Source organism: Streptomyces sp. NBC_00306, from assembly GCF_036169555.1.
Lineage (GTDB): Bacteria > Actinomycetota > Actinomycetes > Streptomycetales > Streptomycetaceae > Streptomyces > Streptomyces achmelvichensis.
This window is the reverse complement of sequence record NZ_CP108032.1, coordinates 3,273,410-3,298,942: the sequence shown is the minus strand read 5'-3', so window position 1 is coordinate 3,298,942 and position 25,533 is coordinate 3,273,410. Positions and strand designations below refer to the sequence as shown.

24 protein-coding genes, 1 tRNA gene and 1 pseudogene are annotated in these 25,533 nt (G+C 70.6%); 8 read left to right on the top strand and 18 right to left on the bottom strand.

Annotated features, from left to right (window positions below):
• Positions 1-189 precede the first annotated feature (189 nt).
• Entirely contained in the window at positions 190-1,479 is a 1,290-nt protein-coding gene (locus tag OHA05_RS14525; RefSeq protein ID WP_328860785.1) for a cyclopropane-fatty-acyl-phospholipid synthase family protein, read from the top strand.
• 61 nt (positions 1,480-1,540) lie between these two features.
• Here OHA05_RS14525 and OHA05_RS14520 read toward each other — a convergent pair whose 3' ends face one another.
• Positions 1,541-4,087, bottom strand: a complete 2,547-nt coding sequence (locus OHA05_RS14520; RefSeq protein ID WP_313945905.1) for an ABC transporter permease — start codon at positions 4,085-4,087, stop codon at positions 1,541-1,543.
• Between the two features lie 51 nt (positions 4,088-4,138).
• Positions 4,139-4,909 (bottom strand): ABC transporter ATP-binding protein, encoded by a 771-nt coding sequence (locus OHA05_RS14515; RefSeq protein WP_313945906.1) that lies wholly within the window; start codon positions 4,907-4,909, stop codon positions 4,139-4,141.
• A 401-nt stretch (positions 4,910-5,310) separates the two neighbouring features.
• On the opposite strand from OHA05_RS14515, the gene OHA05_RS14510 reads away from it, so the two are divergent.
• Positions 5,311-5,393: transfer RNA gene (locus tag OHA05_RS14510), tRNA-Leu, on the top strand.
• Between the two features lie 187 nt (positions 5,394-5,580).
• Entirely contained in the window at positions 5,581-6,471 is an 891-nt protein-coding gene (locus OHA05_RS14505) for a Bax inhibitor-1/YccA family protein (RefSeq protein WP_313945907.1), read from the top strand.
• 60 nt (positions 6,472-6,531) lie between these two features.
• Here OHA05_RS14505 and OHA05_RS14500 read toward each other — a convergent pair whose 3' ends face one another.
• Positions 6,532-6,762: a DUF4287 domain-containing protein gene (locus OHA05_RS14500; RefSeq protein WP_313945908.1), complete on the bottom strand. Its 231-nt coding sequence runs from the start codon at positions 6,760-6,762 to the stop codon at positions 6,532-6,534.
• Between the two features lie 99 nt (positions 6,763-6,861).
• On the opposite strand from OHA05_RS14500, the gene OHA05_RS14495 reads away from it, so the two are divergent.
• Positions 6,862-7,188, top strand: a complete 327-nt coding sequence (locus tag OHA05_RS14495; RefSeq protein WP_313945909.1) for a hypothetical protein — start codon at positions 6,862-6,864, stop codon at positions 7,186-7,188.
• A gap of 109 nt (positions 7,189-7,297) precedes the next feature.
• On the opposite strand, the gene OHA05_RS14490 is transcribed toward OHA05_RS14495, so the two are convergent.
• From OHA05_RS14490 to OHA05_RS14480, 3 genes are all read right to left on the bottom strand, one after another.
• Positions 7,298-8,155, bottom strand: a complete 858-nt coding sequence (locus tag OHA05_RS14490) for a hypothetical protein (RefSeq protein WP_328860784.1) — start codon at positions 8,153-8,155, stop codon at positions 7,298-7,300.
• Between the two features lie 400 nt (positions 8,156-8,555).
• Positions 8,556-9,776 carry an acetyl-CoA C-acetyltransferase gene (locus OHA05_RS14485; protein ID WP_313945911.1) on the bottom strand — a complete coding sequence of 407 codons (1,221 nt, stop codon included), beginning with the start codon at positions 9,774-9,776 and terminating at the stop codon, positions 8,556-8,558.
• Positions 9,777-9,928: 152 nt separating this feature from the next.
• A complete protein-coding gene (locus OHA05_RS14480; protein WP_313948975.1) occupies positions 9,929-10,924 on the bottom strand; it encodes an SGNH/GDSL hydrolase family protein in 996 nt (331 codons plus the stop codon).
• Positions 10,925-11,058: 134 nt separating this feature from the next.
• On the opposite strand from OHA05_RS14480, the gene OHA05_RS14475 reads away from it, so the two are divergent.
• A complete protein-coding gene (locus OHA05_RS14475; RefSeq protein ID WP_327683495.1) occupies positions 11,059-12,447 on the top strand; it encodes a cystathionine beta-synthase in 1,389 nt (462 codons plus the stop codon).
• 341 nt (positions 12,448-12,788) lie between these two features.
• Here the strand turns inward: OHA05_RS14475 and OHA05_RS14470 are convergent.
• The 7 genes and pseudogenes from OHA05_RS14470 to OHA05_RS14440 form a co-directional block, all read right to left on the bottom strand.
• Positions 12,789-13,295 (bottom strand): annotated as a pseudogene (locus OHA05_RS14470) (MmyB family transcriptional regulator).
• Positions 13,228-13,653, bottom strand: coding sequence for a hypothetical protein (locus OHA05_RS14465; protein WP_313945913.1), 426 nt, complete (start codon positions 13,651-13,653; stop codon positions 13,228-13,230). The pseudogene OHA05_RS14470 and the gene OHA05_RS14465 overlap by 68 nt, the downstream one beginning before the upstream one ends.
• A gap of 11 nt (positions 13,654-13,664) precedes the next feature.
• Positions 13,665-15,110, bottom strand: a complete 1,446-nt coding sequence (locus OHA05_RS14460) for a purine-cytosine permease family protein (RefSeq protein WP_313945914.1) — start codon at positions 15,108-15,110, stop codon at positions 13,665-13,667.
• A 3-nt stretch (positions 15,111-15,113) separates the two neighbouring features.
• A complete protein-coding gene (locus tag OHA05_RS14455; protein WP_313945915.1) occupies positions 15,114-16,055 on the bottom strand; it encodes an ABC transporter substrate-binding protein in 942 nt (313 codons plus the stop codon).
• Between the two features lie 9 nt (positions 16,056-16,064).
• Complete coding sequence (locus OHA05_RS14450) at positions 16,065-16,727, bottom strand: ABC transporter permease (RefSeq protein WP_313945916.1); 663 nt, start codon at positions 16,725-16,727, stop codon at positions 16,065-16,067.
• Between the two features lies 1 nt (position 16,728).
• Positions 16,729-17,373: an ABC transporter permease gene (locus OHA05_RS14445; protein ID WP_313945917.1), complete on the bottom strand. Its 645-nt coding sequence runs from the start codon at positions 17,371-17,373 to the stop codon at positions 16,729-16,731.
• Positions 17,370-18,422, bottom strand: coding sequence for an ABC transporter ATP-binding protein (locus tag OHA05_RS14440; RefSeq protein WP_313945918.1), 1,053 nt, complete (start codon positions 18,420-18,422; stop codon positions 17,370-17,372). Before OHA05_RS14440 ends, OHA05_RS14445 begins: the two co-directional genes overlap by 4 nt.
• Before the next feature lie 142 nt (positions 18,423-18,564).
• On the opposite strand from OHA05_RS14440, the gene OHA05_RS14435 reads away from it, so the two are divergent.
• From OHA05_RS14435 to OHA05_RS14425, 3 genes are all read left to right on the top strand, one after another.
• Positions 18,565-20,070 (top strand): aromatic amino acid ammonia-lyase, encoded by a 1,506-nt coding sequence (locus OHA05_RS14435; protein WP_328863395.1) that lies wholly within the window; start codon positions 18,565-18,567, stop codon positions 20,068-20,070.
• A complete protein-coding gene (locus OHA05_RS14430) occupies positions 20,067-20,903 on the top strand; it encodes a MurR/RpiR family transcriptional regulator (protein WP_313945919.1) in 837 nt (278 codons plus the stop codon). The genes OHA05_RS14435 and OHA05_RS14430 overlap by 4 nt, the downstream gene beginning before the upstream one ends.
• A 186-nt stretch (positions 20,904-21,089) precedes the next feature.
• The gene (locus OHA05_RS14425) at positions 21,090-21,650 is read left to right on the top strand and encodes a hypothetical protein (protein WP_328860783.1); all 561 of its coding nucleotides are present in this window, start codon (positions 21,090-21,092) and stop codon (positions 21,648-21,650) included.
• A 35-nt stretch (positions 21,651-21,685) separates the two neighbouring features.
• Here OHA05_RS14425 and OHA05_RS14420 read toward each other — a convergent pair whose 3' ends face one another.
• The 5 genes from OHA05_RS14420 to OHA05_RS14400 form a co-directional block, all read right to left on the bottom strand.
• A complete protein-coding gene (locus tag OHA05_RS14420; protein ID WP_313945921.1) occupies positions 21,686-22,060 on the bottom strand; it encodes a hypothetical protein in 375 nt (124 codons plus the stop codon).
• A gap of 57 nt (positions 22,061-22,117) precedes the next feature.
• Positions 22,118-22,504 (bottom strand): roadblock/LC7 domain-containing protein, encoded by a 387-nt coding sequence (locus tag OHA05_RS14415; RefSeq protein WP_313945922.1) that lies wholly within the window; start codon positions 22,502-22,504, stop codon positions 22,118-22,120.
• Positions 22,505-22,583: 79 nt separating this feature from the next.
• Positions 22,584-23,342, bottom strand: coding sequence for a transcriptional regulator (locus OHA05_RS14410; RefSeq protein ID WP_313948977.1), 759 nt, complete (start codon positions 23,340-23,342; stop codon positions 22,584-22,586).
• Between the two features lie 17 nt (positions 23,343-23,359).
• On the bottom strand, positions 23,360-23,806 hold the full coding sequence (locus tag OHA05_RS14405) for a hypothetical protein (RefSeq protein WP_313945923.1): 447 nt from the start codon (positions 23,804-23,806) through the stop codon (positions 23,360-23,362).
• A gap of 174 nt (positions 23,807-23,980) precedes the next feature.
• Positions 23,981-25,345 carry an APC family permease gene (locus OHA05_RS14400; RefSeq protein ID WP_328860782.1) on the bottom strand — a complete coding sequence of 455 codons (1,365 nt, stop codon included), beginning with the start codon at positions 25,343-25,345 and terminating at the stop codon, positions 23,981-23,983.
• Between the last annotated feature and the right edge of the window lie 188 nt (positions 25,346-25,533).

Sequence of the window (25,533 nt, the reverse complement as noted above, 5' to 3'; positions counted from 1 at the left end):
GGCCCTCCGGCATGTCCGGGGGGATTCCGGGGGGTGCGCCTCCTTCGAACACCGTGCCCGATGGGGCCTGATGGGTGTGCGGACCGCACCTTTTGCTTGGGCATTGCGTGTCACGGGAAGCACCCACAAGGGTCGGGTTGTTCTCGGAAACGTGGATTTCTGGGACCCACCGTCACGGAGGTGTTCGCCATGGCCGACGCCGCACTGCGGCTGACCACCGTTGCCGAAGAACTGCTCGGTTTTCCGCTGCCGGTCCGCGTGCGGGCCTGGGACGGATCGGAATCGGGGCCGCCGGGCGCGCCCGTGCTCGTCGTACGGCATCGGCGGGCTCTGCGGCGGCTGCTGTGGCGGCCCGGCGAGCTCGGGCTGGCCCGCGCCTGGGTGGCCGGGGAGATCGATGTCGAGGGCGACCTCTACGCCGCTCTCGATCTCCTCTCCGGCATCATCTGGGAGCGCGAGGAGGACCTCGCTCCCGCCGTTCATCCCGTGCGTGACCCGCGTCTGCGCACCGCCGCCCGCGCGCTGCTCTCGATCGGCGGCGCCCTGCCGCCGCCGCCCCCGCCGCCCGAGGAAGTGCGCCGCCGCAGCGGCCCGTTGCACACCAGGCGCCGGGACAGACAGGCCATCAGCCACCACTACGACGTGGGCAACGGCTTCTACGAACAGGTCCTCGGGCCGTCCATGGTCTACTCGTGCGCCTACTGGAGCGACGGCGGCACCCTCGAAGAGGCCCAGCGGGACAAGCTCGACCTCGTCTGCCGCAAACTGGCGCTCCAGCAGGGCGACCGGCTGCTCGACGTGGGCTGCGGCTGGGGTTCGCTGGCGATGCACGCGGCCCGCGAGTACGGCGCCCAGGTCACCGGCGTCACCCTCTCCCGCGAGCAGGCCGCCTACGCCCGCAAGCGCATCGCGGAGGCCGGCCTCACCGACCGTATCGAGATCCGCGTCCAGGACTACCGGGACGTCAGGGACGGTCCGTTCGACGCCGTCGCGTCGATCGGCATGGCCGAACACGTCGGCCAGGTCCGCTACCTGGAGTACGCCGAGCAGCTTCTGACCCTGCTGCGGCCCGGCGGGCGGCTGCTCAACCACCAGATCGCGCGCCGCCCGGAGCGCGACGAGGCCGACTACCGTCTCGACCCGTTCATCGACCGGTACGTGTTCCCGGACGGCGAGCTCGCCCCCCTCGGCCGTACCGTCGCCACCCTGGAGCTGGCCGGTTTCGAGGTACGGGACGTCGAGTCCATCCGCGAGCACTACGCCCTGACCCTGCGCCGCTGGGTGGCCAATCTGGAGGCGGACTGGCGCCGCGCCGTGCGCCACAGCTCGCCCGGACGGGCACGCGTCTGGCGGCTGTACATGGCCGCCTGCGCCCTCGCCTTCGAGCACGGCAAGATCGGCGTCAACCAGGTCCTGGCCGTGCGGACCCCGCCGAGCGGTGACTCGGGACTGCCGTTGCGCGCCCGCGACTGGCGCTGACCGGGAGACGCGAAGGGCCCCGCGACCGGTTCGGTCGCGGGGCCCTTGTGCGGACGGGCGGCTACTCCGTCTTGATCGCCGTCAGCATGTTCAGCCGCGCGGCGCTGCGGGCCGGCCACAGCGAGGCCAGCACACCGACGACTCCGGCCAGCAGCAGGAAGATGCCGATCCGCTCCCACGGCAGGACCAGTGCGTAGTTCGGGATGCTGGAGCGGATCGTCTCGCCGATCGCCCAGGCCAGGAACGTACCGAGGCCGACGCCGATCACCGCGCCGAACAGCGAGATGACCACCGCCTCCAGGCGGATCATGCGCTTGACCTTGCCGCGGTCCAGGCCGATCGCCCGCAGCATGCCGATCTCCTGCTGGCGTTCGAAGACGGACATCGCGAGGGTGTTGACGACGCCGAGCACCGCGATGAGCAGAGCCATGGCGAGCAGCCCGTACATGATGTTCAGCATCGTGTTGATCATTCCGCCGAACATGTTGCGGATGTCCTGACGGTCCATGACGCTCATCGCCGGGTTGTCACCGAGCGCGTCCACGAGCGCCTGCTCGTTGGCCTTGCTCGCGCCGCCGTCCGTCTTCACCCAGATCTCGGGGATGTACGGCTTGGGCTCGAAGGGCGCGACCAGCGAGGTCGGCACCACGACCGGCGAGAGGAACTCGTTGTCCTCGTAGATCGCGCCGACCGTCATCGTCTTCGTCGCCGACTTGCCGCCCTCCTGGTCGTCGCCGACCGTCACGGGAAGCTTGTCGCCGGCCTTCCAGCCGTTGGACTTCGCGGTCTTCTCGGCGACGGCGATCCCGCCCTTGCCGAGGGTGTCCAGGGAACCGGAGAGGAGCTTCAGGTCGAAGACCTGCTGCACGTCGCCGGGGGTGACCGCGGAGGCGGAGTGGTAGGTGCCCTTGACCTTCACCGACGTGGCCTGCTGCGGGGAGACCGCGGTGACGCCGTCGGCCTTCTCCAGCGCGGTCAGCGCCGACTTGTCGAGGGCACCGCCGCCCGCCATGGTGACCATGTAGTCGGCGCGGATGTTGTCGGTGGTCATCTTGTCGATGGCCTGGCCCAGCGTGACACCGATGACGGTGAGGCCGGTGACCAGCGTGAGCCCGATCGCCAGCGCCGAGGCGGTGGCTCCGGTACGGCGCGGGTTGCGCACCGCGTTCTTGCCGGCGAGCTTGCCGGACACCCCGAACACACGGTGCAGCACCGGCTTGGCGAGTGCGATGACCGGGCGGGACAGCAGCGGGATCAGCACGATGATGCCGATCAGCGCCAGGAAGGCACCGGCACCGATGAGCATGCGGCCGGTGTCCTTGCCGACGGCCGCGCCGCCGAAGATGGCCGCGGCGCCGCCCAGCGTGATGATGCTGCCGAGGGTGTTGCGCACGACCAGCGACTTGGTGCTGGCGGGCAGATGGGCGCTGCCCATGGCCGCCACCGGCGGGATCTTCGCGGCCCGGCGGGCGGGCAGCCAGGCGGCGAGGACGGTGATCAGGACACCGACGCCGAGGGCGGAGAGCACCGCGGTGGGGGAGACGATCAGCGGTCCGGCCGGGACCTTGGCGCCGAACGAGCCCATCGCGGAACGCAGTCCGGTGGCCAGTCCGATGCCGAGCGCGAAACCGACGACGGAGGCGATCACGCCGACGACCAGGGCTTCCAGGATCACCGAGCGCTTGACCTGCCGGCGGGAGGCGCCGACGGCCCGCAGCAGGGCGAGTTCCTTGGTGCGCTGGGCGACCAGCATGGTGAAGGTGTTGGCGATCAGGAAGACGCCGACGAACAGGGCGATGGCGGCGAAGGCCAGCAGCATCGTGTTGAGATTGCTCAGCCCGGACTCGATGTCCTTCGCCTGCTTGTCGGCGAGCTCGCTGCCGGTCTGTGCCTCGGAGTCCTTCGGCAGCAGCGGCTGGACGGCGTCGAGGAGCTTCGCGTCGGACGCGCCCGGCTCGGCGGCGATCGTGACGTCCTTGAAGTACCCGGGCTGGAGGTACAGCTTCTGCGCCACGGCAGTGTCGAACAGCACGAGGCTGCCGCCCGCGTTCACGGCGCCGTCCTCGGTGGTGAAGACACCGGCGAGGGTGTACTCCTTCACCGGCCCGTTGGTGGCGACCCGTACGGTGTCGCCGACCTCGTACTTGCCCTTGGCCGCGGAGTCCTTGTCGAGCGCGATCTGGTCGTTCTTCACCGGGCCCGAGCCGTCGGTGAAGGCGTACGCGGCATCCTTGCCGTTCTTGCCCGGGCTGTAGTTCGCCCCGGTGTTGGACCAGCCGTTGCCGATCAGCTTGCCGTCCTGATCGGCGACCCCGGCGAAGCCGGAGACCCGCCCGGTGGCCTCGGCGACCCCGTCCAGAGCGCGGATCTTCTCCAGGGTCGCGGTGTCGACGCCGGACTTCTTGCCGTCGTCCTGCCCGCCGTACGTGGTCACGGCGACGGCGACGTCGTCGTAGCTCTTGGCCGACTGGTTGCGGTAGGCGTTGCCGAGGGTGTCGGTGAAGACCAGGGTGCCGGAGACGAAGGCCACGCCGAGCATGACGGCGAGCACGGTCATCAGCAGTCTGGCCTTGTGCGCAAGCACATTGCGCAGGGCGGTACGGAACATGTCTGTGTCAGTCCTGTGGTGAGAGCCGGAGGTCGACGGATCGGCGGGTGGTCAGCTGGTCCGGCCCTTGGCGTCGAATTCCTTCATGCGGTCGAGGACGCCGTCCGCGGAGGGGTGGATCATCTCGTCGACGATCCGGCCGTCCGCGAGGAAGATCACCCGGTCGGCGTAGGAGGCGGCCACCGGGTCGTGGGTGACCATCACGACGGTCTGGCCGAGCTCGCGTACGGAGTTGCGCAGGAAGCCCAGCACCTCGGCGCCGGAGCGGGAGTCCAGGTTTCCGGTCGGCTCGTCACCGAAGATGATCTCCGGCTGGGAGGCCAGGGCGCGGGCGACGGCGACGCGCTGCTGCTGACCGCCGGAGAGCTGGGTCGGGCGGTGACCGAGGCGGTCGTGCAGGCCCACCATGTCGATGACGTTCTGGAGCCACTTCTTGTCCGGCTTGCGGCCCGCGATGTCCATGGGGAGCGTGATGTTCTCCAGGGCGGTCAACGTCGGGAGCAGGTTGAACGCCTGGAAGATGAAGCCGATCTTGTCGCGGCGAAGCTGGGTGAGCTGCTTGTCCTTGAGCGTGCCGAGTTCGGTCTCGCCGATGCGCACGGACCCGGAGCTGAAGGTGTCGAGGCCGGCCACGCAGTGCATCAGCGTGGACTTGCCGGAGCCCGAGGGGCCCATGATCGCGGTGAACTGCGCCTGCTGGAAGTCGACGGTGACCCGGTCGAGCGCGACCACCTGGGTCTCGCCCTGGCCGTACACCTTGGACAGTTCCGTGGCGCGGGCGGCCACGGCGGTGGCGCGGTGAGCGATGGGCGTGGTGGTCACGAGGAGGGCTCCTGTCACATGGGGTGAGCATCGGGGACCCTCCCATCGTGTCTGCCCCGCGGCCGCGGATCGTCAGTCCCCGTGCCCGTTCCCGGGGCCCTCTTGGGTCGGACCACGCACCCCGCTCCTCCTCCTTTGGTATGACGGTGCCCCTGAGAGGGGGCCGGTGGCGCGGGCCGGCGGGAGGGGCCGCCGACGGGCGGGCCGAGGCGGCGAGTTTCCGTCAATCCCATGGGGGTGCGGTGGCGCCCACCTGTCGGGCCGGCTGCCCCGGCATGCCATCTGACCTGGGCTGACGCACCCTCAGGCGGCAATAAAATAAGACAACATCGGGCCACGGCCGGCCGGGCACGTCGATCTACCCGGATAGGCTCCTGTGCTTACGCGGAGCCGCGCACCTGGCCCGGATGGTGGAATGCAGACACGGCGAGCTTAAACCTCGCTGCCCTTCGCGGGCGTGCCGGTTCAAGTCCGGCTCCGGGCACCTCGTACGCCCGGTTACCCCCTCAAAATCGTTGAAAACCCAAGTGTCGGACGTCACGGGGACACCGGCCGTCGGACCCCGGCCGGTCACGATCGTGGAAAGATCCTCCCCGAGCACTAGGGTGCTTCTTTTGCTCGCGCATTACTCTTGACTTCAAGGCCGCGCTGGGCGGCCATGAAGGAGTGAGATGAGGAGCAGCAACCCGGTCTTCTCGCGACGGGGGTTCAGCCGTGACAGCGGCTACGCCGGCTTCAACGCGCAGCAGCCGCAGGCCGGGGGCCCCGCCGTAGGAAACAACCCCTACGCCCAGGGCACCGGCAACCCGTACGCGACCAACCCGTACGCCCCGGCCGACACCCAGACCGGTGCCGGACCGCAGGCGCCCGCCCGCGCCGATGTGATGACCATCGACGATGTCGTCTCGCGCACCGCGATGACGCTCGGCACCGTCGTGATCACCGCCGTTCTCTCCTGGGTCCTGCTGCCGGTCGACGAGGCCAACATCGGCAAGTCGTACGGCATCGCGATCGGCGCGGCCCTCGTGGCTCTCGTCCTGTCGCTCGTCCAGGCCTTCAAGCGCAAGCCGGTACCGGCGCTCATCCTGGCCTACGCCGCGTTCGAGGGTGTCTTCCTCGGAGTCATCTCCAGCGCGGTCAGCACCTACATCAGCCCCGGTGTGGTGGTCCAGGCCGTCCTCGGCACCATGTGTGTCTTCGCCGGTGTCCTCTTCGCCTACAAGATGCGCTGGATCCGCGTCACGCGCCGTTTCTACGGCTTCGTGATGGCGGCCGCCATGGGCTTCCTGCTGCTGATGGTGGCCAACCTGCTGTTCTCCGTCTTCGGCGGCGGTGACGGCCTCGGCTTCCGCAGCGGCGGTCTCGGCATCCTGTTCGGTGTGATCGGCATCATCCTCGGTGCCTGCTTCCTCGCCCTCGACTTCAAGCAGGTCGAGGACGGTGTGACGTACGGCGCTCCGCGCGAGGAGTCGTGGCTGGCGGCCTTCGGCCTCACCCTGACCCTGGTGTGGATCTACCTGGAGATGCTGCGTCTCCTGTCGATCCTTCAGGGCAACGACTAGCCGACCACGCAATGACGAAGGGCCCGCAGGCATTGCCTGCGGGCCCTTCGGCGTCGAGACCTAGAGCAGTTTGCGCGCGGCGCGCCTCAGGTCGTACTCGTGGATGATCGCTTTGGCATGCCCGTATGCGAGGTTGTGTTCGCTCCGGAGCCAGCTCACCTTCTCCTCGAAGCGGAAGAGGGAGGGGCCTTCGTCGACGGCGCGGAGCCAGTCGGAGATCTCACGACCGGTGCAATGAGGGATTCGGGAGAGCAGATTTCGATGGGTCTCTTCGGAGAAGACTTGGGACATCGGCGCCTCCGGACGCGTTGCGCGTGTGCTCCTTCACGCCACCGTGCCTGAGTGTTCGCGTATTGGCAACAGTCCGTGGGGTGCACATAGGGTCGAACCGTGCTGGATACGAGTGAGCTGACCGACGCCGTGGACCGCTTCGCCGACCGTCTGCGGGCCGCTCCGCAGAGCCGTCTGCAGCGGGGTGCCGCGGCTGAAGGGCTGGACCTGGCCAGGGAGTTGGCGCGGCTGGCCCAGCGCATCGAGGCCCCGGGAACGGAGCCTTCGATCATGCCGGACGCGGGCATCTTCGCAGTTGCGGATCAACTGATGGTGGCCGGTACGGATTTGGCCGAAGCGCTGCGGACGGCCCCGTCCCGTTCCGTGGCGGAGGTGGACGAGGCCGTGAGTCTGGTCCGGTCGGCCGAGGGGCGGGCCGGGCTGTAGGTCCGGGCCGGCGGGCCGTGCTGTGGTCCTGGGGGACCGCTGAGGGGGCTCCGGGGGGAGACCCGCCGGGCGGGACCCGGAAGGGGCCCGCGAAGGCCCCTGGGGATCCTCAGAGAGAGGCGATGACGCGGTCGGCCAGGATGTAGACCGTCTCCTCGCCGCACTCGAACGTGAGGGCGTACGCCCCCGAGATGCTGGAGCCGCCGAGGAGGACCGGGGTGTCGCCGGTCCGCAGGGCCTCGGCAAGGCGCTCAGCGGTCTCGCGGTGGCCCGGGGTCATGCAGAGCGTGGTGCCGTCGGCGAAGACGTACACGTCGAGCGTGCCGAGCGGGCCGGGCCGGACGTCGGCGAGCTCGGTGCGGTTCCCGGACAGCTCTTCGAGCCGGGAGACCGTGCGCTCGTGGTCGGTGACGACCGGCGTCTGCACCGGGACGAAGTCCGGGTGCGAGGGGTGGCGGCGGCGGGCCGCGGCCAGCTCGGGGGAGTCCTCGGCGAACTCGGTGACCTCGGGGAGGTCCGCCATGTCGTCGAACGCCTCGACGGCCTCGAAGTCCATGGCCTCCAGGCCCACGAAGTCCGACTGGCGCGGGACGTAGAACGGGAGCTCCTCACCGGGAGCCACCAGACCGCCCAGCAGGGTCACGGGGGCCTCGCCGATGAGACGCGGGGAGGCGTCCGCGGCGTCGCGGGACTCCTGCGCGGCCCAGAAGGCGCGCGCCTCGGCGAGCTCGCGTTCCCGCTCCTCGGCCAGGGCCTCGGCGACGGCCTCGCGTATCTCGGCGGCGGGGGTGGGGCGGGCCTGCGGCACGGAGACCTTCGGCCCGGTGCCGTGCACCTCGGCCAGCTCGCTGCGCAGGGCGGTGACCTGCTTGCGGAGCCCGTGGGCGGCGTGCAGGGCTGCGGCGCCCACAGCCGTCGCGGCGGCCGTGGTCAGCAGCAGGGCAAAAGACATGGCGCTCACTGACATACTCCCGGTTCCATCGATACCCCCGACTTCCTACCTCAGCTTGGGGGGAGCCCGCGCCCCCTGTCAGTGCATTACGTCACGAAATGGACAGGACTTTGGGCCTGGTGTTTAGCGGGATAACCACTGTGACCTGGGGAAATGATGCTCCCCCAGGAGATAGGTCACATCCTGGGGGAGTTTCGGTCACGACTTGAGCTCCGAGGAGCCCGAAAACCTGTCCAGAGGCTCATCCGCCTGGGCTGCGCGGGGCTACGGACAAGGGCCGCCCCTGGTGCCTCGGGCGACCCCTCCGCTGCGGCTCAGCTCAGCCGCACTGTTCTTGTGGTCGCGCTGAGCTTCGCCTCCGCTGCGGGCAGGTGCCGCCCTCGTCCCTCGGGCGACCCCTACCCTCCGCTGCCGCTCAGCTCAGCCGCTCGATGACCATCGCCATGCCCTGGCCGCCGCCCACGCACATCGTCTCCAGGCCGAACTGCTTGTCGTGGAACTGGAGGCTGTTGATCAGCGTGCCCGTGATGCGCGCGCCCGTCATGCCGAAGGGGTGGCCGACCGCGATCGCGCCGCCGTTGACGTTGACCTTGTCCAGCGGGATGCCCAGGTCCCGGTACGACGGGATGACCTGCGCGGCGAACGCCTCGTTGATCTCGACCAGGTCGATGTCCCCGGCGGTCAAGCCGGCCCGCTTCAGAGCCTGGTTGGACGCCTCGACCGGGCCGTAGCCCATGATCTCGGGGGACAGGCCGGAGACACCGGTGGAGACGATCCGCGCCAGCGGGGTCAGGCCCAGCTCGCGGGCCTTGGTGTCGCTCATGATGACCAGGGCCGCGGCGCCGTCGTTCAGCGGGCAGCAGTTGCCCGCGGTGACCATGCCGTCGGGGCGGAAGACGGGCTTGAGGCCCTCGACGCCCTCCAGCGTGACACCCGCGCGCGGACCGTCGTCCGTGCTGACGACCGTGCCGTCGGGCGTGGTGACCGGGGTGATCTCACGCTCCCAGAAGCCCTTCTTGATGGCTTCCTCGGCGAGGTTCTGGGACCGGACACCGAACTCGTCCATGTCCTGACGGGTCACGCCCTTGAGGCGCGCCAGGTTCTCGGCCGTCTGGCCCATGGCGATGTACGCGTCCGGGACGAGACCGTCCTCGCGGGGGTCGTGCCAGTCCGCGGCGCCCTTCTCGGCGACGGAGGCGGTACGGGCCTCGGCCTCGGCGAACAGCGGGTTGTGCGTGTCCGGCAGGCTGTCGGAGTTGCCCTTGACGAAACGGGACACCATCTCGACGCCGGCCGAGATGAAGACGTCGCCCTCGCCGGCCTTGATGGCGTGCAGCGCCATGCGCGAGGTCTGGAGGGACGACGAACAGTAACGGGTGACGGTGCAGCCGGGGAGGTGGTCCATCCCCATCTGCACGGCGATGATGCGACCCAGGTTGTGGCCCTGCTCGCCGCCGGGCAGACCGCAGCCGAGCATCAGGTCGTCGATGTCCCGGGGGTCCAGCTCGGGCACCTTGGCCAGCGCGGTCTGGATGATCGTCGCGGTGAGGTCGTCCGGCCGCAGATCCTTGAGCGAGCCCTTGAAGGCCCGTCCGATGGGGGAGCGGGCGGCGGAAACGATGACGGCTTCGGGCATCACGGCTCCAGGAGGAGTGCTGGTGGGCGGACTGTCTGGAAGTTACTAGGAGGTACGGGCCGGGTCACGGGTACGCCGGTGTGACGGTCGCCTCAATTCTAAGCGAGCGCTCACTTTTTCGGCAGGGGTGCGGCCGGCCGGACCCGTACGTCCTACTGCCGCGCCTGAGACGGCGACGGGCTCGGTTCCGCCGCCGTGGACGTGGACGGCAGCCGCCGGCGCCTGCGGTGCTTGAGCAGAGCCCAGGGCCCGCGCGCGCCCGTGACCTCGGTACCCGCCTCCTTGGCCGCCGTCGCCGCGGCCTTCGCCACCGGGAGCATGCCCTCGTCGCGGTCCGCCTCCGGGCGGTCCGACTCCGGCCACACGCCCAGCACCGCGCCCAGCGTCGGGAGCATCGCCATCGCCGCCGTCGCGTAGCCCTCCGCCGAGGGGTGGTAGTTGTCCGCGCCGAACATCTCGCGCGGGTTGGCGGCGAACTCCGGGCCCAGCAGGTCGCCCAGCGACACCGTGCGCCCGCCCTGCTCCACCACCACGATGGTCTGCGCGGCCGCCAGCTGGCGCGAGACCCTGCGGGCCAGCCAGCGCAGCGGCTGGTAGACCGGCTCGATGGTGCCGAGATCCGGGCACGTGCCGACCACCACCTCCGCCCCTGCCGTACGCAGTCTCCGCACCGCGGAGGACAGATGGCGGACGGACTCGGTGGGCGGCATCCGGTGGGTGACGTCATTGGCGCCGATCATGATCACGCAGACGTCCGGCAGCCGGGACCTGTCCTCCAGCAGCACCGTGACCTGACGGTCCAGATCGTCCGACTGGGCACCCGGCAGTGCGACATTGCACACCTCCACGGGACGCTCGGCCACCGCCGCCAGCCCGGACGCGAGCAGCGCCCCCGGGGTCTGGCCCGCCCGGCGCACCCCCTGGCCGGCCGCTGTGGAGTCGCCCAGCACGCCGAGGAGCAGCGGATCGTTGTGCCCGAAAGCCAGCCCGTACAGCCCGTCGCCGCGCGGGGGCATCGGGGCGATGCCCCCGCCCACCGAGCGCTTGGCCAGCTGGACCTCCGCGAGCACGACTCCCACGGCCGCCGCTCCGAGCAGACCGATGCTGCCTCCGCCGTACGCCGCGCCTGCGGCGATCCGCCGTGCCACCCTCGCCCTCGACACCGAGCCACCTCCTCTCCTCGTCGCCTGTCATCAGCTAACTGCCCCGTAGCGGCCGTCGCCCAATCCCGCGCCGGTCCGCATACCCTGGCCGCATCACTACGGAGATCCCGGAGAACATTGTGCGCATCCATGACTCGATGATCAGTCTTGTCGGCAATACCCCGCTGGTGAAGCTGAACAGCGTGACCGCGGGCATCCAGGCGACGGTCCTGGCCAAGGTCGAGTACTTCAACCCGGGCGGTTCGGTGAAGGACCGCATCGCCGTGCGCATGATCGAGGCGGCCGAGGAGAGCGGAGCACTGCAGCCCGGCGGCACGATCGTGGAGCCGACCAGTGGCAACACGGGTGTCGGCCTGGCGATCGTGGCCCAGCAGAAGGGCTACAAGTGCATCTTCGTCTGCCCGGACAAGGTGTCCACGGACAAGATCAACGTGCTCCGTGCGTACGGTGCCGAGGTGGTGGTCTGCCCCACCGCGGTCGACCCCGAGCACCCCGACTCGTACTACAACGTCTCCGACCGTCTGGTGCAGGAGACGCCGGGTGCGTGGAAGCCGGACCAGTACTCCAACCCGAACAACCCGCGCTCGCACTACGAGACGACCGGTCCCGAGCTCTGGGACCAGACGGACGGGAAGATCACCCATTTCGTCGCGGGCGTCGGCACCGGCGGCACCATCTCGGGCACCGGCCGCTACCTCAAGGAGGTCAGCGACAACGGTGTGCGGATCATCGGTGCGGACCCCGAGGGCTCGGTCTACTCGGGCGGCTCCGGGCGTCCGTATCTGACGGAGGGCGTCGGTGAGGACTTCTGGCCGACGGCGTACGACCGGACCGTGACCGACGAGATCGTCGCCGTGTCCGACAAGGACTCCTTCCAGATGACCCGCCGTCTCGCCAAGGAGGAGGGCCTGCTCGTCGGCGGCTCCTGCGGCATGGCGGTCGTCGCCGCGCTGCGCGTCGCGGAGGGTCTCGGCCCCGACGACGTGGTGGTCGTCCTGCTGCCGGACAGCGGCCGCGGCTATCTCTCCAAGATCTTCAACGACGAGTGGATGGCCGACTACGGCTTCCTGGAGGAGGCCGGCCACGCCGCGCGCGTCGCCGACGTGCTGCGGCACAAGGAAGGCGGCAAGATCCCCAGCCTGGTGCACATGCACCCGGAGGAGACCGTCGGCGAGGCCATCGAGGTGCTGCGCGAGTACGGCGTGTCGCAGATGCCGATCGTGAAGCCGGGCGCGGGCCACCCCGACGTGATGGCCGCCGAGGTCATCGGCTCGGTCGTGGAGCGCGAGCTACTGGCCGCGCTGTTCACCCAGCGTGCCGCGCTGAGCGACCCGCTGGAGAAGCACATGAGCGACCCGCTGCCGCAGGTCGGCTCGGGCGAGCCGGTCGGCGACCTGATGACCGTGCTCGGAGCCGCGGACGCCGCGATCGTGCTGGTCGAGGGCAAGCCGATGGGCGTGGTGAGCCGTCAGGACCTGCTGGCCTTCCTCGCCGGCGGCGGCAAGTAGTAGCGCGGGGAAGGGGCTTCGCGCAAACGGTACGCGCACGTCACGTACGCGCAGCACCCGCTTAACACGCGTCCGTCACAGTCATGGGTGTCGGCAGGGTTCCCGGGCAGGGAACCAGGCCGGCGCACAGGCGGCGTCGAAGAACTCCGGAGCGGCTCCCGGACTCCCAGACGCCCCGGACGCGGCGACCGGCCCTGACCCGGGACCGTGTCCCACGCGGGGACCGTCGTCGTCCCGCCCCCCGGCCCTGCCGGGGGTGAGGCGGTCCCCGCGCACACTCTTCCCCGGCGCCCGCGTGGCACAGGCTTCCCGGGCGCCGGTGTGTCGACCGGCGACCGGGCTCACTCGCGCGGCGAGGAAGCCGTCCAGCTCGGCACCGACAGACGCTCCGCCGTGGGGGAGCCAGGCTCCGGTGTGCAGACCACGAGCGGCTGGTCCGGGTCGCCCGGCAGCGTGGGCGTCTCGTACGGCAGCGTCAGCCCGCCCGCCGTCGGCTGCGAGATGCGCTTGACGCCGTGGGTCTTCTCCTAGACCTCGTGGTCCGCCCACAGCCGCCGGAAGTGCTCGCTCTTCACCGACAACTCGCCGATCAGCGCGCCGAGTTCGCCGTCGTCGGGATGGCGGCCGGCGTCGAGGCGCAGACAGCCGACCACCTCGGCGGCCACCGCCTCCCGGTCCGTGTACATCTCCCGCGCGGCCGGGTCCAGGAAGACCTGGCGGGGAACATCGCGCTCGCGCCGGCCGTGAGGCCGTGGCCCGGACTCACACGATCGCCGGGCCTCAGCCCTCCCAGTCGGAGGTCTTCTCCGGGGCCTTGTGCCGCAGCCACGGCCAGCCCTTGGCGGCATGGACGGCGTTGACGCCGACGATGCCGCCCCAGGCGACGATCAGCCCCGGCAGATCGGCGTTGACGACACCGATCGCCGAGAGCGGGATCGCGAGGATCATCGAGATGATCCCGAAGCCGAAGCGCTCGCCGAAGTTCGGGTCGGCGGGCTGCTGCGGCGGCCGGGTGCCGCGGGCGACCACCATCTGCTGCTCGGCGAGCTGCCGGCGCACACGGCGGTCCACCGTGCCGTCCAGGCGCTGTTCGACCTTCTCCAGGAAGGATTCGACGAGCGCTGAATCGTATTCTTCGCCCAGCTCACGGCGGGCGTGCAGGGTGGCGTCGAGCTCTTTCTCGAGCTCAGGGTCGCGGGCTTCCATAACCGTTCACGCTACGGGCGCCCGGCCGTCGCGTCAGTGGGGGTAGCCCCACTGTTTTCCGTCGGGGTTGCCCCGGGGGCGAGGATCGTCCGCTCCGGGATGTGCGCGGTACGGCGGCGGGCGATCAGCCAGTACAGCAGCGCCGGCACGACGAGCCCCACCATCCAGGAGATGTCCGCACCGCCCAGCGGCTCCACCAGCGGGCCGGTGTAGAAGTGCGTGACGAGGAACGGCAGTTGGGCCAGCAGGCCCACCCCGTACACGGCGAGGGCGTCCGCGCGCCAGGCGCCGTAGCGGCCGTGCGGATCGGCGAGCGCCGGGATGTCGTAGCGCTCGCGCGAGATCAGGTAGTAGTCGACCAGGTTGATCGCCGACCAAGGGGTGAAGAAGGTCAGCAGGAAGAGCAGGAAGTCCTTGAACGAGGTGAGGAAGCTGTCCTTGCCGAGCAGGGCGACGACCGTGCCGGCGATCATGATGGCCGCGATGTAGAGCGCCCGGCCGCGCGGTGACAGCGTCCTCTGGCCGCGGAAACCGCTGATGCTGGTCACCATCGACATGAAGCCGCCGTAGGTGTTGAGCACATTGATCGTCAGCTTGCCGAGCGCGATGACGAAGTACAGGAACGAGGCGATCAGGCCGGTGCCGCCGAGGGCCACCACATAGCTGACCTGGCCTCCGAGGAAGGCGTCCCCGGCGGTCGCGGCGACCAGCACGCCGAAGATCATCGACCACTGCGAACCGATGGCCGAGCCGGACAGCGTCCACCAGAACGTGGCGCGGGCGCTGGTGTGCCGCGGCAGATAGCGGGAGTAGTCGGCCACGTACGGGCCGAAGGCCAGCTGCCAGGACGCCGAGAGCGAGACCGCCAGCAGGAACATCGGCAGGTCGAAGGCCCGGTCGGCCAGCACCGTGCCGAGGTCGATCCGGTCCAGCAGCCGGATGCCGAGGTAGACGAAGGCGAGCGCGCACACGACGCTCGCGACCCGGCCGAGGACATGGATGACGCGGTAGCCGATCGCCGCCGTCACCGCGGTCACCAGCGCGAAGATCACGATGCCGGGCGTCTCGCCGAGATGCGTGAGCTCGCCGACCGCCTGGCCGGCCAGCACGCTGCCGCTGGCGAAGAAGCCGACGTACATCACGATCACCAGCAGCAGCGGGATGATCGCGCCCTTCACGCCGAACTGCGCCCGTGACTGGATCATCTGCGGCAGGCCGAGCTTCGGTCCCTGCGCCGAGTGCAGGGCCATCACCGCGCCGCCGAGCAGATTGCCCACCGCGAGGCCGACGACCGACCAGAAGGGGCCGCCCCCGAAGACGACGGCGAGCGCGCCCGTGACCACGGCGGTGATCTGGAGATTCGCGCCGAGCCAGAGAGTGAACTGGGAGAAGGCGGTGCCGTGCCGCTCACTGTCGGGAACGACGTCGATGGACCGTACTTCGACGAGGCCTGCCATGGTTCAGCTGCCCTTCTTCGTGATTCCGTGCTGTCGGGCCCAGTCGTTCGCGACGTCCTCCGGGTCCTTCTTGTCCTTGTCCACCAGCCGGTTGAGCTCGGTGAGCTGCTCGGTCGTCAGGACGGCGCCGAGCCGGGCCAGTGCCTTGCGTACGCGCGAGTCCGCCTTGCGGTCGGCGATCAGCGGGACGACGTGCTGACCGGGAATCAGGTTCTTGGGGTCGGAGAGCACGACCCAGCCCTCGGCCTTGATGTCGGTGTCCGTGGTGAAGAGGTTGGCGACGTCGACATCCCCCTTCTTCAGCGCGCCCTTGACCAGCGGCCCGGAGGAGTCCAGGGACTTGAACTCCTTGAACTCCACGCCGTACATGTCCTTCAGACCGACGACGCCGACGACCCGCTTCTTGACCTCGGGGGCCGCGCCGATGACGAGTTCGCCGTTCTTCCTGGCGAGGTCGCCGAGGGACCGGAGCCCGTACTTCCGTGCCGTCTCGCTGGTGACGGCGAAGGCGTCGGAGTCCTCGGCCAGTCCGTACGGGAGGATCTGGAGGCCCTGGGGGAGGGCGACGGCGAGCGCGTTCTGCATCTCGCCCTCCTCGGTGGCCGTGGCCTTGGGGTCGAGGTAGTGCAGCAGGGCGCCCTGGTACTCGGGCAGCAGATCGATGTCGCCGCCGCGCAGCGCGGGGATGAGGATCTCGCGGGTGCCGAGGTTGGGGCGGACGGTCGCCTTCACACCGGCCGCCTTCAGGGCGGCGGCGTACAGGAAGCCGAGTATCTGGTTCTCGGTGAAGTTGGCGGTGCCGATGGTGACACCGTCCTTGCTGGAGCCGCCGCCGGACAGCGAGCCGCCCTCACCTTCGAGCGAGGTGATGCCGCTGCTGCACGACGCGAGCGCGGGGACGGATGCGGCGGCCAGCAGACTGCCGAGCAGGGTGCGTCGGTTCATGGGAAGTCCTTATGCGGGGCGGTTGCTGAAGAGGACGCGCTGGAGGCCGGCGAGCGCCAGATCGAGCACGACGGCGACGACCGCGACGAGGACGGCTCCGCCGAGCACCTGGACGAGGTCGCGCTGGGCGAGGCCGTCGAAGACGTAGCGGCCCAGTCCGCCGAAGCTGACGTACGCGGCGATGGTGGCCGTGGCCACGACCTGGATCAGGGCGAGCCGCAGTCCCGTCATGATCAGCGGCATCGCCAGCGGGACCTCCACCTGGAGCAGCACCTGGTGGCCGCGCATGCCCTGGCCGCGGGCGGCGTCCCGGACCTCGGGGTCGACCGCGGACATGCCGGCGTAGGTGTTGGTGACGATGGACGGGATCGCGAGGGCGACCAGCGCCACGTACACCGGCGTCATGGACAGGCCGCTGGCGAGGAAGACCAGCACGACGAGGCCGACGGTGGGCAGGGCCCGACCGAACGACGAGAGGTTGATGGCGAGGAACGCGCCGCGTCCGGTGTGCCCGATCAGCAGACCGACCGGCAGGGCGATGACGGCGGCGATGAGCGTCGCGAGCAGTGAGTACTGGAGGTGCTCGACGAGCCGGTGGGCGATTCCGTCGCTGCCGGACCACTGGGCGCCGCTGGTCAGCCAGGAGCCGAGGTCCTTGAAGAGCTCGTACATCTCAGGCCCTGCCCTTCCTGGTCCAGGGGGTGAGGACGTACTGCACGGCGACGAGCAGCGCGTCCGCGATCAGCGCGAGGAGGAGGGTGAGGACCACTCCGGCGACCACGGGGGTCGGGAAGTTGCGCTGGAAGCCGTCGGTGAAGAGCTGGCCGAGGCCGCCGTCGCCGATGTAGGTGGCGACGCTGACCAGCGAGATGGACATGACGGTGGCGATCCGCACTCCGGCCATGATCACGGGCAGCGCGAGCGGGAGTTCGACGGTGAACAGGGTCCGCAGCGGACGGGTGCCCATCGCCTTGGCGGCCTCCTTGGTACGGGCGGGAACGGCGTCGAGGCCCTCGACGGTGTTCCGCAGGAGGACGACGAGGGTGTAGATCGTCAGCCCGATCACGGTGGTCGTGCGGGTGAGCCCGGAGACCGGCAGGAGCAGCACGAACACGGCGATCGACGGGATGGTGAACAGCACGTTCGACATCCCGAGCAGGAAGCCCCGCAGCGGGCGGACGCGGTGGGCGAGCACCGCGAGCGGGAGCGAGATGACCAGCCCCAGGAGCACCGCGCTCAGAGCGGCCTGGAGATGGGAGACGCTCAGCGTGGTGAGGTCGCCGGCATGGTCGGAGATCCACGACCAGTCGACGGTCATACGGCCACCCGGGCCGCGGAGTGGGCCGAGCCGGCCCGCTCGTGGATGTCCTCGCGCGAGGTGACGCCGGTGAGCACGCCGTCGGCGTCGACGCGGGCCACCAGGCCGGAGGGGGAGGCCACCGACTCGTTCAGCGCGGAGAGCAGGGAGTCCGTGTCGCGCAGCGGGCGGACCGGGAGCAGGTCGGCGTCGGACGGGTCGCCGTCCTTGTCGCGCCAGCCGAGCGGGACGCGGGCCGCGTCGAGGGCGAGCTCCCAGCGGCCGGTCTGCGGAAGGGGGCTCTGCGGCACGTCCGCGAGAGTGCTGAGCGACAGCAGCTTCAGGCCCCTTTCGGCGCCGAGGAAGTCCGCCACGAAGTCGTCCGCCGGACGGGCCAGCAGTTCGGCCGGGGTCGCGCACTGCACCAGATGACCGCCCGTGCGGAACACGGCTATGCGGTCGCCGAGGCGCACGGCCTCGTCGATGTCGTGCGTGACGAAGACGATCGTCTTGCTGAGTTCCTGCTGGAGACGCAGCAGTTCGTCCTGGAGCTGGGTGCGGACGACCGGGTCGACCGCGCCGAAGGGCTCGTCCATCAGCAGGACGGGCGGGTCGGCCGCGAGGGCCCGGGCCACGCCGACGCGCTGCTGCTGGCCGCCGGAGAGCTGGTGCGGGTAGCGCTTGGCGGTCTCGGGCGCGAGGCCGACCGTCTCCAGCAGTTCCGCGGCGCGGGCGCGGGCCTTCTTGCGGCCCCAGCCCAGCAGCAGCGGGACCGTCGCGATGTTGTCGATGATCGTGCGGTGCGGGAAGAGGCCCGACTGCTGGATGACGTAGCCGATGGAGCGGCGCAGTTCGGCCGCGTCCTGTGCGAGGACGTCCTTGCCGCCGACGTGGATGGTGCCGGACGTCGGATCGACCATCCGGTTGATCATGCGCAGGGTCGTGGTCTTACCGCATCCGGAGGATCCGACGAGGACGGTGATCCCGCCGTCCGGCATCTCCAGAGTGAGGTCGTGGACTGCAGTGGTGCCGTTGGGGAAGCGCTTGTTCACTGCATCGAATTTGATCATCAGTCGTCCCTTGCCCGGGCTGCATATAGTCATGCAGAGTTCTCGGTGTCTGAATAAGTTGTCAATGCCTCGGGGTAAATCGCTGGGTACGGATGCTCGCGAGGCAAGACAGACCGTCCGGAAAAGGAGGGTTTCGCGCATGATGTCGTCCCACATGGTGGACTCACCCACCGGCATCGTGGTCCTCGACGGACAGAGCCTCCCGGTCGCGGACATCGTCCGGCTGGCCGACGGCGCGGCCCGTCCCGTACCCGGTTCCGAGGCGATGAAGCGCGTCGAGGTCGCCTGGGACGCCGCCCGCGAGCTGGCCGCGTCCGGCAGGGTCTACGGCCGTTCCACCGGCGTCGGCGCCAACCGGAATGAGGCCGTGCCCTCCGATTCGGCGGCCGGCCACGGCCTGCGGCTGCTGCGCTCCCACGCCGGAGCGATCGGTGACGAGCTGCCCGCCCGCGAGGTCCGCGCCATGCTCGCCGTCCGCGCCAACCAGCTCCTCGCGGGCGGCGCGGGACTGCGGCCCGGCGTCGTCACCGCGCTGTGCGAGGCCCTGGAGTCGGGTGCGTACCCGGTCGTCAACGAGTTCGGCTCGGTCGGCACCGGTGACATCGCGGCCCTCTCGCAGATGGGTCTCGCCCTCGCCGGCGAACACCCCTGGCGGGGCGGCACGCCTCCGCGGGCGCAGGCCCTCGACAACAACGACGCCCTGGCGCTCATCAGCTCCAACGCCCTGACGCTCGGCCAGGCCGCGCTCGCCCTCGGCGAACTGCGCGCCCTCGTCCGTGCCACCGAACTCGTCGCCGGTCTCTCGCTGCTGGCCGTCGACGGCTCCTACGAGGCGGTCGCCGAGCCCGTGCACGCGGCGCGCCCGCACCCCGGCTCCTACGCCGTCGCGACCAGGATGCGCCGGCTGCTCGGCGCGCCGGAGCGGCCCACCCCGCCGCTCGGCCGCATCCAGGACCCGTACGGATTCCGCTGTCTGCCGCAGATCCACGGGCCCGCCGAGGACGCCGCCGACGCGCTGGAGCGGACCCTCGCGGTGGAGATCAACGCGGCGGCGGAGAACCCGCTGATCTGCCCCTCGGACATGGCCGCCTATCACCACGGCGGTTTCTACATGGCCCAACTCGCCCTGGACCTCGACCACTTCAGGCTGGCGCTGACCCAGACGGCCCGGCTCTCCACCTCCAGGCTCTCCGCACTCAACGAGCCCGGCTTCACCCGGCTGCGGCCCTTCCTCGCCGACGCGGAGGCCGCGAGTTCCGGCGTGATGATCCTCGAGTACGCGGCCGGGGCCGCCCTCGGCGATCTGCGGGCGTACTCCGCGCCCGCGTCGCTGGGCCACGCGGTACTGTCCCGTGGCGTCGAGGAGCAGGCCAGCTTCGCGTCGCTGGCATCACGTCAGACACTGCGCACGGGCGCCGCCTACCGGCTCGTGGTCGGCTGTGAACTCGTCGCCGCGGTGCGGGCGTTGCGCCAGCGTGGGCTGCGGCCCGACCCGGAACTCCCGGTGGGGGCGGCCTACGAGCTCGCCGAGTCCGTCCTGGACGAGGAGCTCGCCGACCGGCCGCTGACCGACGACGTGACGGCGGCCGCGGCGCTGCTCGACCGGTTCACGGACCTGATGACGGATCACATGAGGGGGACGGCATGAGCGACAGCCCTGCCGCACGACTGCAGCAGCTCTTCGAGGGGCACCGGCTCACCCCCACGCAGCGGCGGATCGCCCACAGCATGGTGCGCCGGGCGGGCGACGTGCCGTTCCTGTCCAGCGTCGAACTCGCCGAACTCGCGGGCGTCAGCCAGCCGTCCGTCACCCGCTTCGCCGTCGCCCTCGGCTTCGACGGCTACCCGGCGCTGCGCAAGCACCTGCGGGAGGTGGCGCCCGCGGAGAGTGAGGAGGCCGAGGACGGCCTCAACGAGTACCAGCAGGCGGTGCAGGCCGAGATCGAGAACCTGCGCCATCTCTCCGACCTGCTCGCCGACCCCTCGCCGGTCGAGCGCGCGGGCCGGCTGCTCGCCGCCTCCCGCCCGCTGCCCGTGCTCGGTCTGCGGGCCGCGTCCTCGCAGGCCCGCGGCTTCGCGTACTTCGCCGGCAAGGTCCACCCCGATGTACGCCTCCTCGACGAGGGCGGCACCATGCTCGCCGACCGCATCGACTCCGCCCGCCGCGCGGGTGCGAGCGCGCTGCTGTGCTTCGCGCTGCCCCGGCACCCCAAGGAGGTCGTCGAGGCACTGGCGTACGCCCGCTCGGCGGGGCTGACGGTCGTCACCGTGGCCGACTCCGCCTTCGCCCCCGTCGCCGCGCACAGCGACCTGCTGATCCCCGCCGCGGTCGGCACGGGCCTGGCCTTCGACACCGCCTGCGCGCCGATGCTGCTCGGCCGGGTGCTGCTGGAGGCGATGTGCGACGACCTGCCGGACGCGCAGGCACGGCTGGAGGAGTTCGACGGGCGGGCGGCGGCCCGCGGACTGTTCGTGGAGTAGCGCCGGTTGGTGGAGCGGGACCGGTTCGTGGGTCGGCACCGTTCTCCGCGCAGGACACCGGCCGGCCGGGTGCGATCGGGCCCGGCCCTCCTCACGCTGTCTTCTCTCACGCTGTCTTCAGAATCCGCCGCTAGTCTCCGCGCCCGAAGGGCATCTGCCCGAGGGATGCGCGGAAGGGGACCGGACGTGGGGCGCGGGGCGCAGTCTCTGGTGAGGGTGGCGGTGGTCGTACGGGCCGGGGCGGCGCCCCTGTGGTGGCTGGGGGTGTTCGCCGCGGGCATCGGACTTCTCGTGCCGGGGCTCACCGGACGCCGGATCGGGGTGCTCGCCGGGGCGGCGCTGTTCATCGTCACGGCCGCCGCGGTCGCCCTCGTACGGCGGAGGCGGTACGTGCACTTCGCCGAGGCCGCCACTCGCGCCGGGCGCACCGACTACCTCCAGGACCGCCGGGTGACGGTGCGGGCCTGGCGACGCGCGCACCGGTGGCAGTTGCTCGGGGCCTTCGCCCTCGCGGTCGGCACCTCGTTCGCGCTGCCCGCCGCGGGTGGTGCGGTGCTGGCGGGCGCGGGAGCCGGGCTGTGGGCCAAGGCCGGGTGGCTGGGCCACCGGGAGAGACGCGCCGAGACACTGCTGTGGCTGCGGTCCGACTGGACCGCGAGGGGCCCGGTCGGCAGGCCGGTCAAGGGATTCCGGAGCACGGGCATCGCGGCGGGGGACGCCTCGCCCGGAGGGGCGCGGCGCCGCTGAGCGCCCACGGGGGCGGACGGCGGCGCCGCGGCCGGTCAGAGTTCCAGCTCCGCCTCGATCTTCTTCAGCTGGTGGCGGGCCATGGCGAGGTTCGACCGCTCCTTGTCGAGCGCCAGGTAGAGGAACAGGCCGTTCGTTCCCCGGCCCTTCATCAGCCGGATCAGGTGGTACTGCGTCCCGAGGGTGATCAGGATGTCCTCGATGCCGTCCTTGAGTCCGAGCTGCTCCATGGTGCGGACCTTGGCGCGCACCACATCGGTGTTGCCTGCGGCGGCGACCGAGAGGTCCAGGTCCTTTCCGCCGCCGACCGTGCCCAGCGCCATTCCGCTGGTGTAGTCGACGAGTGCGGCGCCGATGGCGCCCTCGATGACAGTGGTGGCTTCCTTGAGGGCGCGTTCGGTGTTGGCCATGAGATGCGCACTTCCTTTCCGTCTGCTGGGTGTGCGTGATGGTGTGTCGGTCATGGGTCAGGTGTTCTCCGGTCGTTCGAGGGCGCCGTCGACCAGTTCTCCGACGCGAACGCCGGAACGGCGGGCCTCGAGATGGAGCCGTCCCACGTTGATGCGTGGCTCGGCCAGGAGGGTGAGGACGGCCGAGGAGCCCGCCGCGTAGGTCGCGACGTACCCCCGGTCGCCCCGGACCAGCAGCTCGCAGAAGCTCCCCTGTCCGGTGGCCTCGGTCAGCCGCACCCCGACGCCGAGCGCGGCGGCGGTGAGTGCGGCGACGCTCTCCGCGTCGGCGGTGTCGGACGCCAGCACGAGACCGTCCGCGGTGGCGGCGAGTGCGCCCGTCAGCTGCGGCACCCGCAGGCGCAGCCGCTTCAGTTCGGCGAGCACATCCGCCGTGGCCGTCATGAGCTGTCTCCTTTCTGCGCGCAGCCTCATCGCGCGCCTCATGACGTGCAGCAATGGACCTGGTGGGCGGAGCGGGGCGTCACAGCGTGGCCTCCAGGGCGTCACGGAGCCGGCGGAGCATGGCGGAATCCAGTGCCGAGGACGGCTCCTGGCCCCCCGTCCGCACGGCGTTGGCGCTGACGGGTGGGGCTGCGGGTGCCGCGGACTCCTCCGGTGTGCCGATGAGTCCCTCGGCGGCCAGCCGCCGTATCTCGATGAGGGTGTTGAAGGCGGGACGGCCCAGTTCCCGGGCGATGGCGGACGGGGTCCGTACGCCGTCGGCCAGGTCGAGCAGTGACCGCCGGCGGGGGCTGACCGCCCGTCCCGCGAGGTGGCGGCTGCGCGCCACCGGCGCCGTGTCGACCGCCGGGTGCGGCCACACGGCGTTCAGCAGCATCGATCGCCGCCGGGCCTCCCGTTCGACGACCCGGGTGGGTACCGGCCGCACCCGGCCGATCCAGTGGACCACCCCGTAGCGGAACCGGGTCGGGCCGCTGGTCGGCGCGAGCGCGAAGAACGCGGCGTCGAACACGGCGGCGAGATGGCAGATCTCCAGCTCGCCGCCGGGTACCTGGCCGCTGTCGACGAGAAAGCGGGCGACCTCGTGGCGCGCGCCCGCCCGGGCGACCGCCTCGGCCCAGCTGTCCGGCCGCAGCCGGCCGCTCGCCGTCAGCAGGACGTCGAGGCCGGGCGCTTCGGGGCTCTCGGCGTGCACGACCTCGCCGTCGGCAAGATAGAGCACTCCGTGGTCACGGACGAGGACGCCGGTGGCGCGCTCGTCCGCGAGTCTGACGAGCATCGGGGACACGGCCGCTCTCATCCGAGCACCAGCCCCTCCGCGAGGTGCTGAAGACGGATGCGGGCCAGCGCGAGATTGCCCAGGTCCCGGTCGAGCCACAGATGGAGGAAGACGCTGCTGTCGACGGTGGTGTCCACGAACCGCACCAGGTGATAGCAGGTGCGGGTGGTGACGATGAGGTCCTCGACGATCAGCCCGTCGTCCTTGAGCGGCTCCGTGCCGCCGCCGTCGAGATCCCGTCCGCCGTCGCCGCCGAGCATGCTGGGCTCCTGGGCGACGACTGCGGTGTACTCGGTGGCCATGCGGGCCACCTCGGCCGTCTCGGCCGCGGTGGTCTCGTGATCGGGCCCGGCCGCTTCACCGACGGTGCCGAGCGCGAGCCCGCTGATCCAGTCCACGATGGACGCCCCGCGCGCACCGGGCACCAGCATGGCTTCCAGCAGGCACTCGTCGATTCCGGGCACGCCGACTCCCCTCCCCGCCTCGGCGTTCCGCGCACTGTTGTGCGCCAGTGACCGGGAGGTTACGCAACGTGGCTACTGTCGGGGGGAGTTGGGGCATTTTCCATCGGAACATGCCTCGGTCCCGATAAGGTCCGCGCTTCGATGGCCGGACTCTGCCGGCGGCAGCCGTACGGATCAGGCGGTGTCCTCGCCGCCCGCCTTCATCACGAGCTTGTTGACCGCCCACAGTCCGATGCCGATCGCGATCAGCACGCCCGCCCGGATGTAGACCTCGGCGTCACGGTCGGCCAGCGGACTGGCCAGGATCAGCGAGGTGATCGCACCGAGCACCGGCAGCACGGTGGGGGCGCGGAAGTGGGAGTGCTCGACAGGGGTCTTGCGCAGCACCAGAACGGCCACGTTGACCACCGCGAAGACGCACAGCAGCAGGAATGCCGTGGTGTCGCCGAGCCCTTCGATCTCGCCCGTCGACACCAGCCCGATCGCCAGCGCCGAGACGAAGACGATGCCGACGATGGGGGTGCGGCGCTGGGGCAGGACCTTGGCCATCGCCCGCGGCAGGATGCGTTCGTTGGCCATGCCGTAACAGAGCCGCGAGGCCATCATGATGTTGATCAGCGCGGAGTTGGTGACCGCGAACAGCGCGATGAGGGCGAAGAGTTTGGGCGGGAAGGCCACGCCGCCGGCCTCGACCACCTCCAGCAGGGGCCCGCTGGACTTCTCCAGCGTCTTGTAGTCGACCAGCAGCGAGGACGCCAGCGCGACCAGCACATAGATCGTGCCCGTGACACCGACACCGATGAAGATCGCCCGGGGGAAGGTGCGCACGGGGTCCTTGGTCTCCTCGGCCATGTTGACCGAGTCCTCGAAGCCGACGAAGGCGAAGAATCCGAGGGCCGTGGCGCCGAGCACGCTGGTGATCAGCGCGTATCCCGTGCCGCTCGCCTGGAACTCGGTCAGCCGGGACGGGTCACCCTCGCCGGTCAGCACCGCCCAGGCGCCGATCACGAGGATGATCAGCAGGCCGGTCAGCTCGACGATGGTGAGCACGACATTGGTCTTCACCGACTCCGACACACCACGCAGATTGAGCGCGGCCAGCGCGAGGATGAAGAGGATGGCGATGAGGGTGGCCGGGATGGCGTCGGTGAACTCCTGGAAGTAGTCCCCGCTGAACGCCCGGGCCGCCGCGCTCGCGGACGACAGCCCGGAGCACATCACCATGAAGGCGATGATGAAGGTCAGGAACGGGACCTTGAACGCCTTCTGGGTGTAGAGCGCGGCTCCGGCGGCCTTCGGGTACTTGCCGACGAGCTCGACGTACGACGCGGCCGTGAGGATCGCGACGACGAACCCGATGACGAACGGCAGCCACAGCGCACCGCCGACCTTGCCGGCGACCTTGCCGGTCGTGGCGTAGATGCCGGTGCCCAGGATGTCGCCGATCACGAAGAGGATCAGCAGCTTGGGCCCGATGGCTCGCTTGAGCGGACTGTCTCCGCCCGGAACCTCGGAAGCCTGGGACGATTCGGTGGTCACGGCAGCCTCCCCCGGAGTTCGGTGTGGGTTGAGGTGTGCCCGGTCCGGCGCGGGTGATGCCTCCGGGGCGCCGAACACGCCTGTCCGGGGGAGAGCCCGCCCTGGCCGGGAGGAGTTCGCGCGCCCGGTCCGGGGAAGAGGCCGCGAGGCCAGGGGGAGTCCGCGCGCCCTGTCCGGGGAAGAGGCCG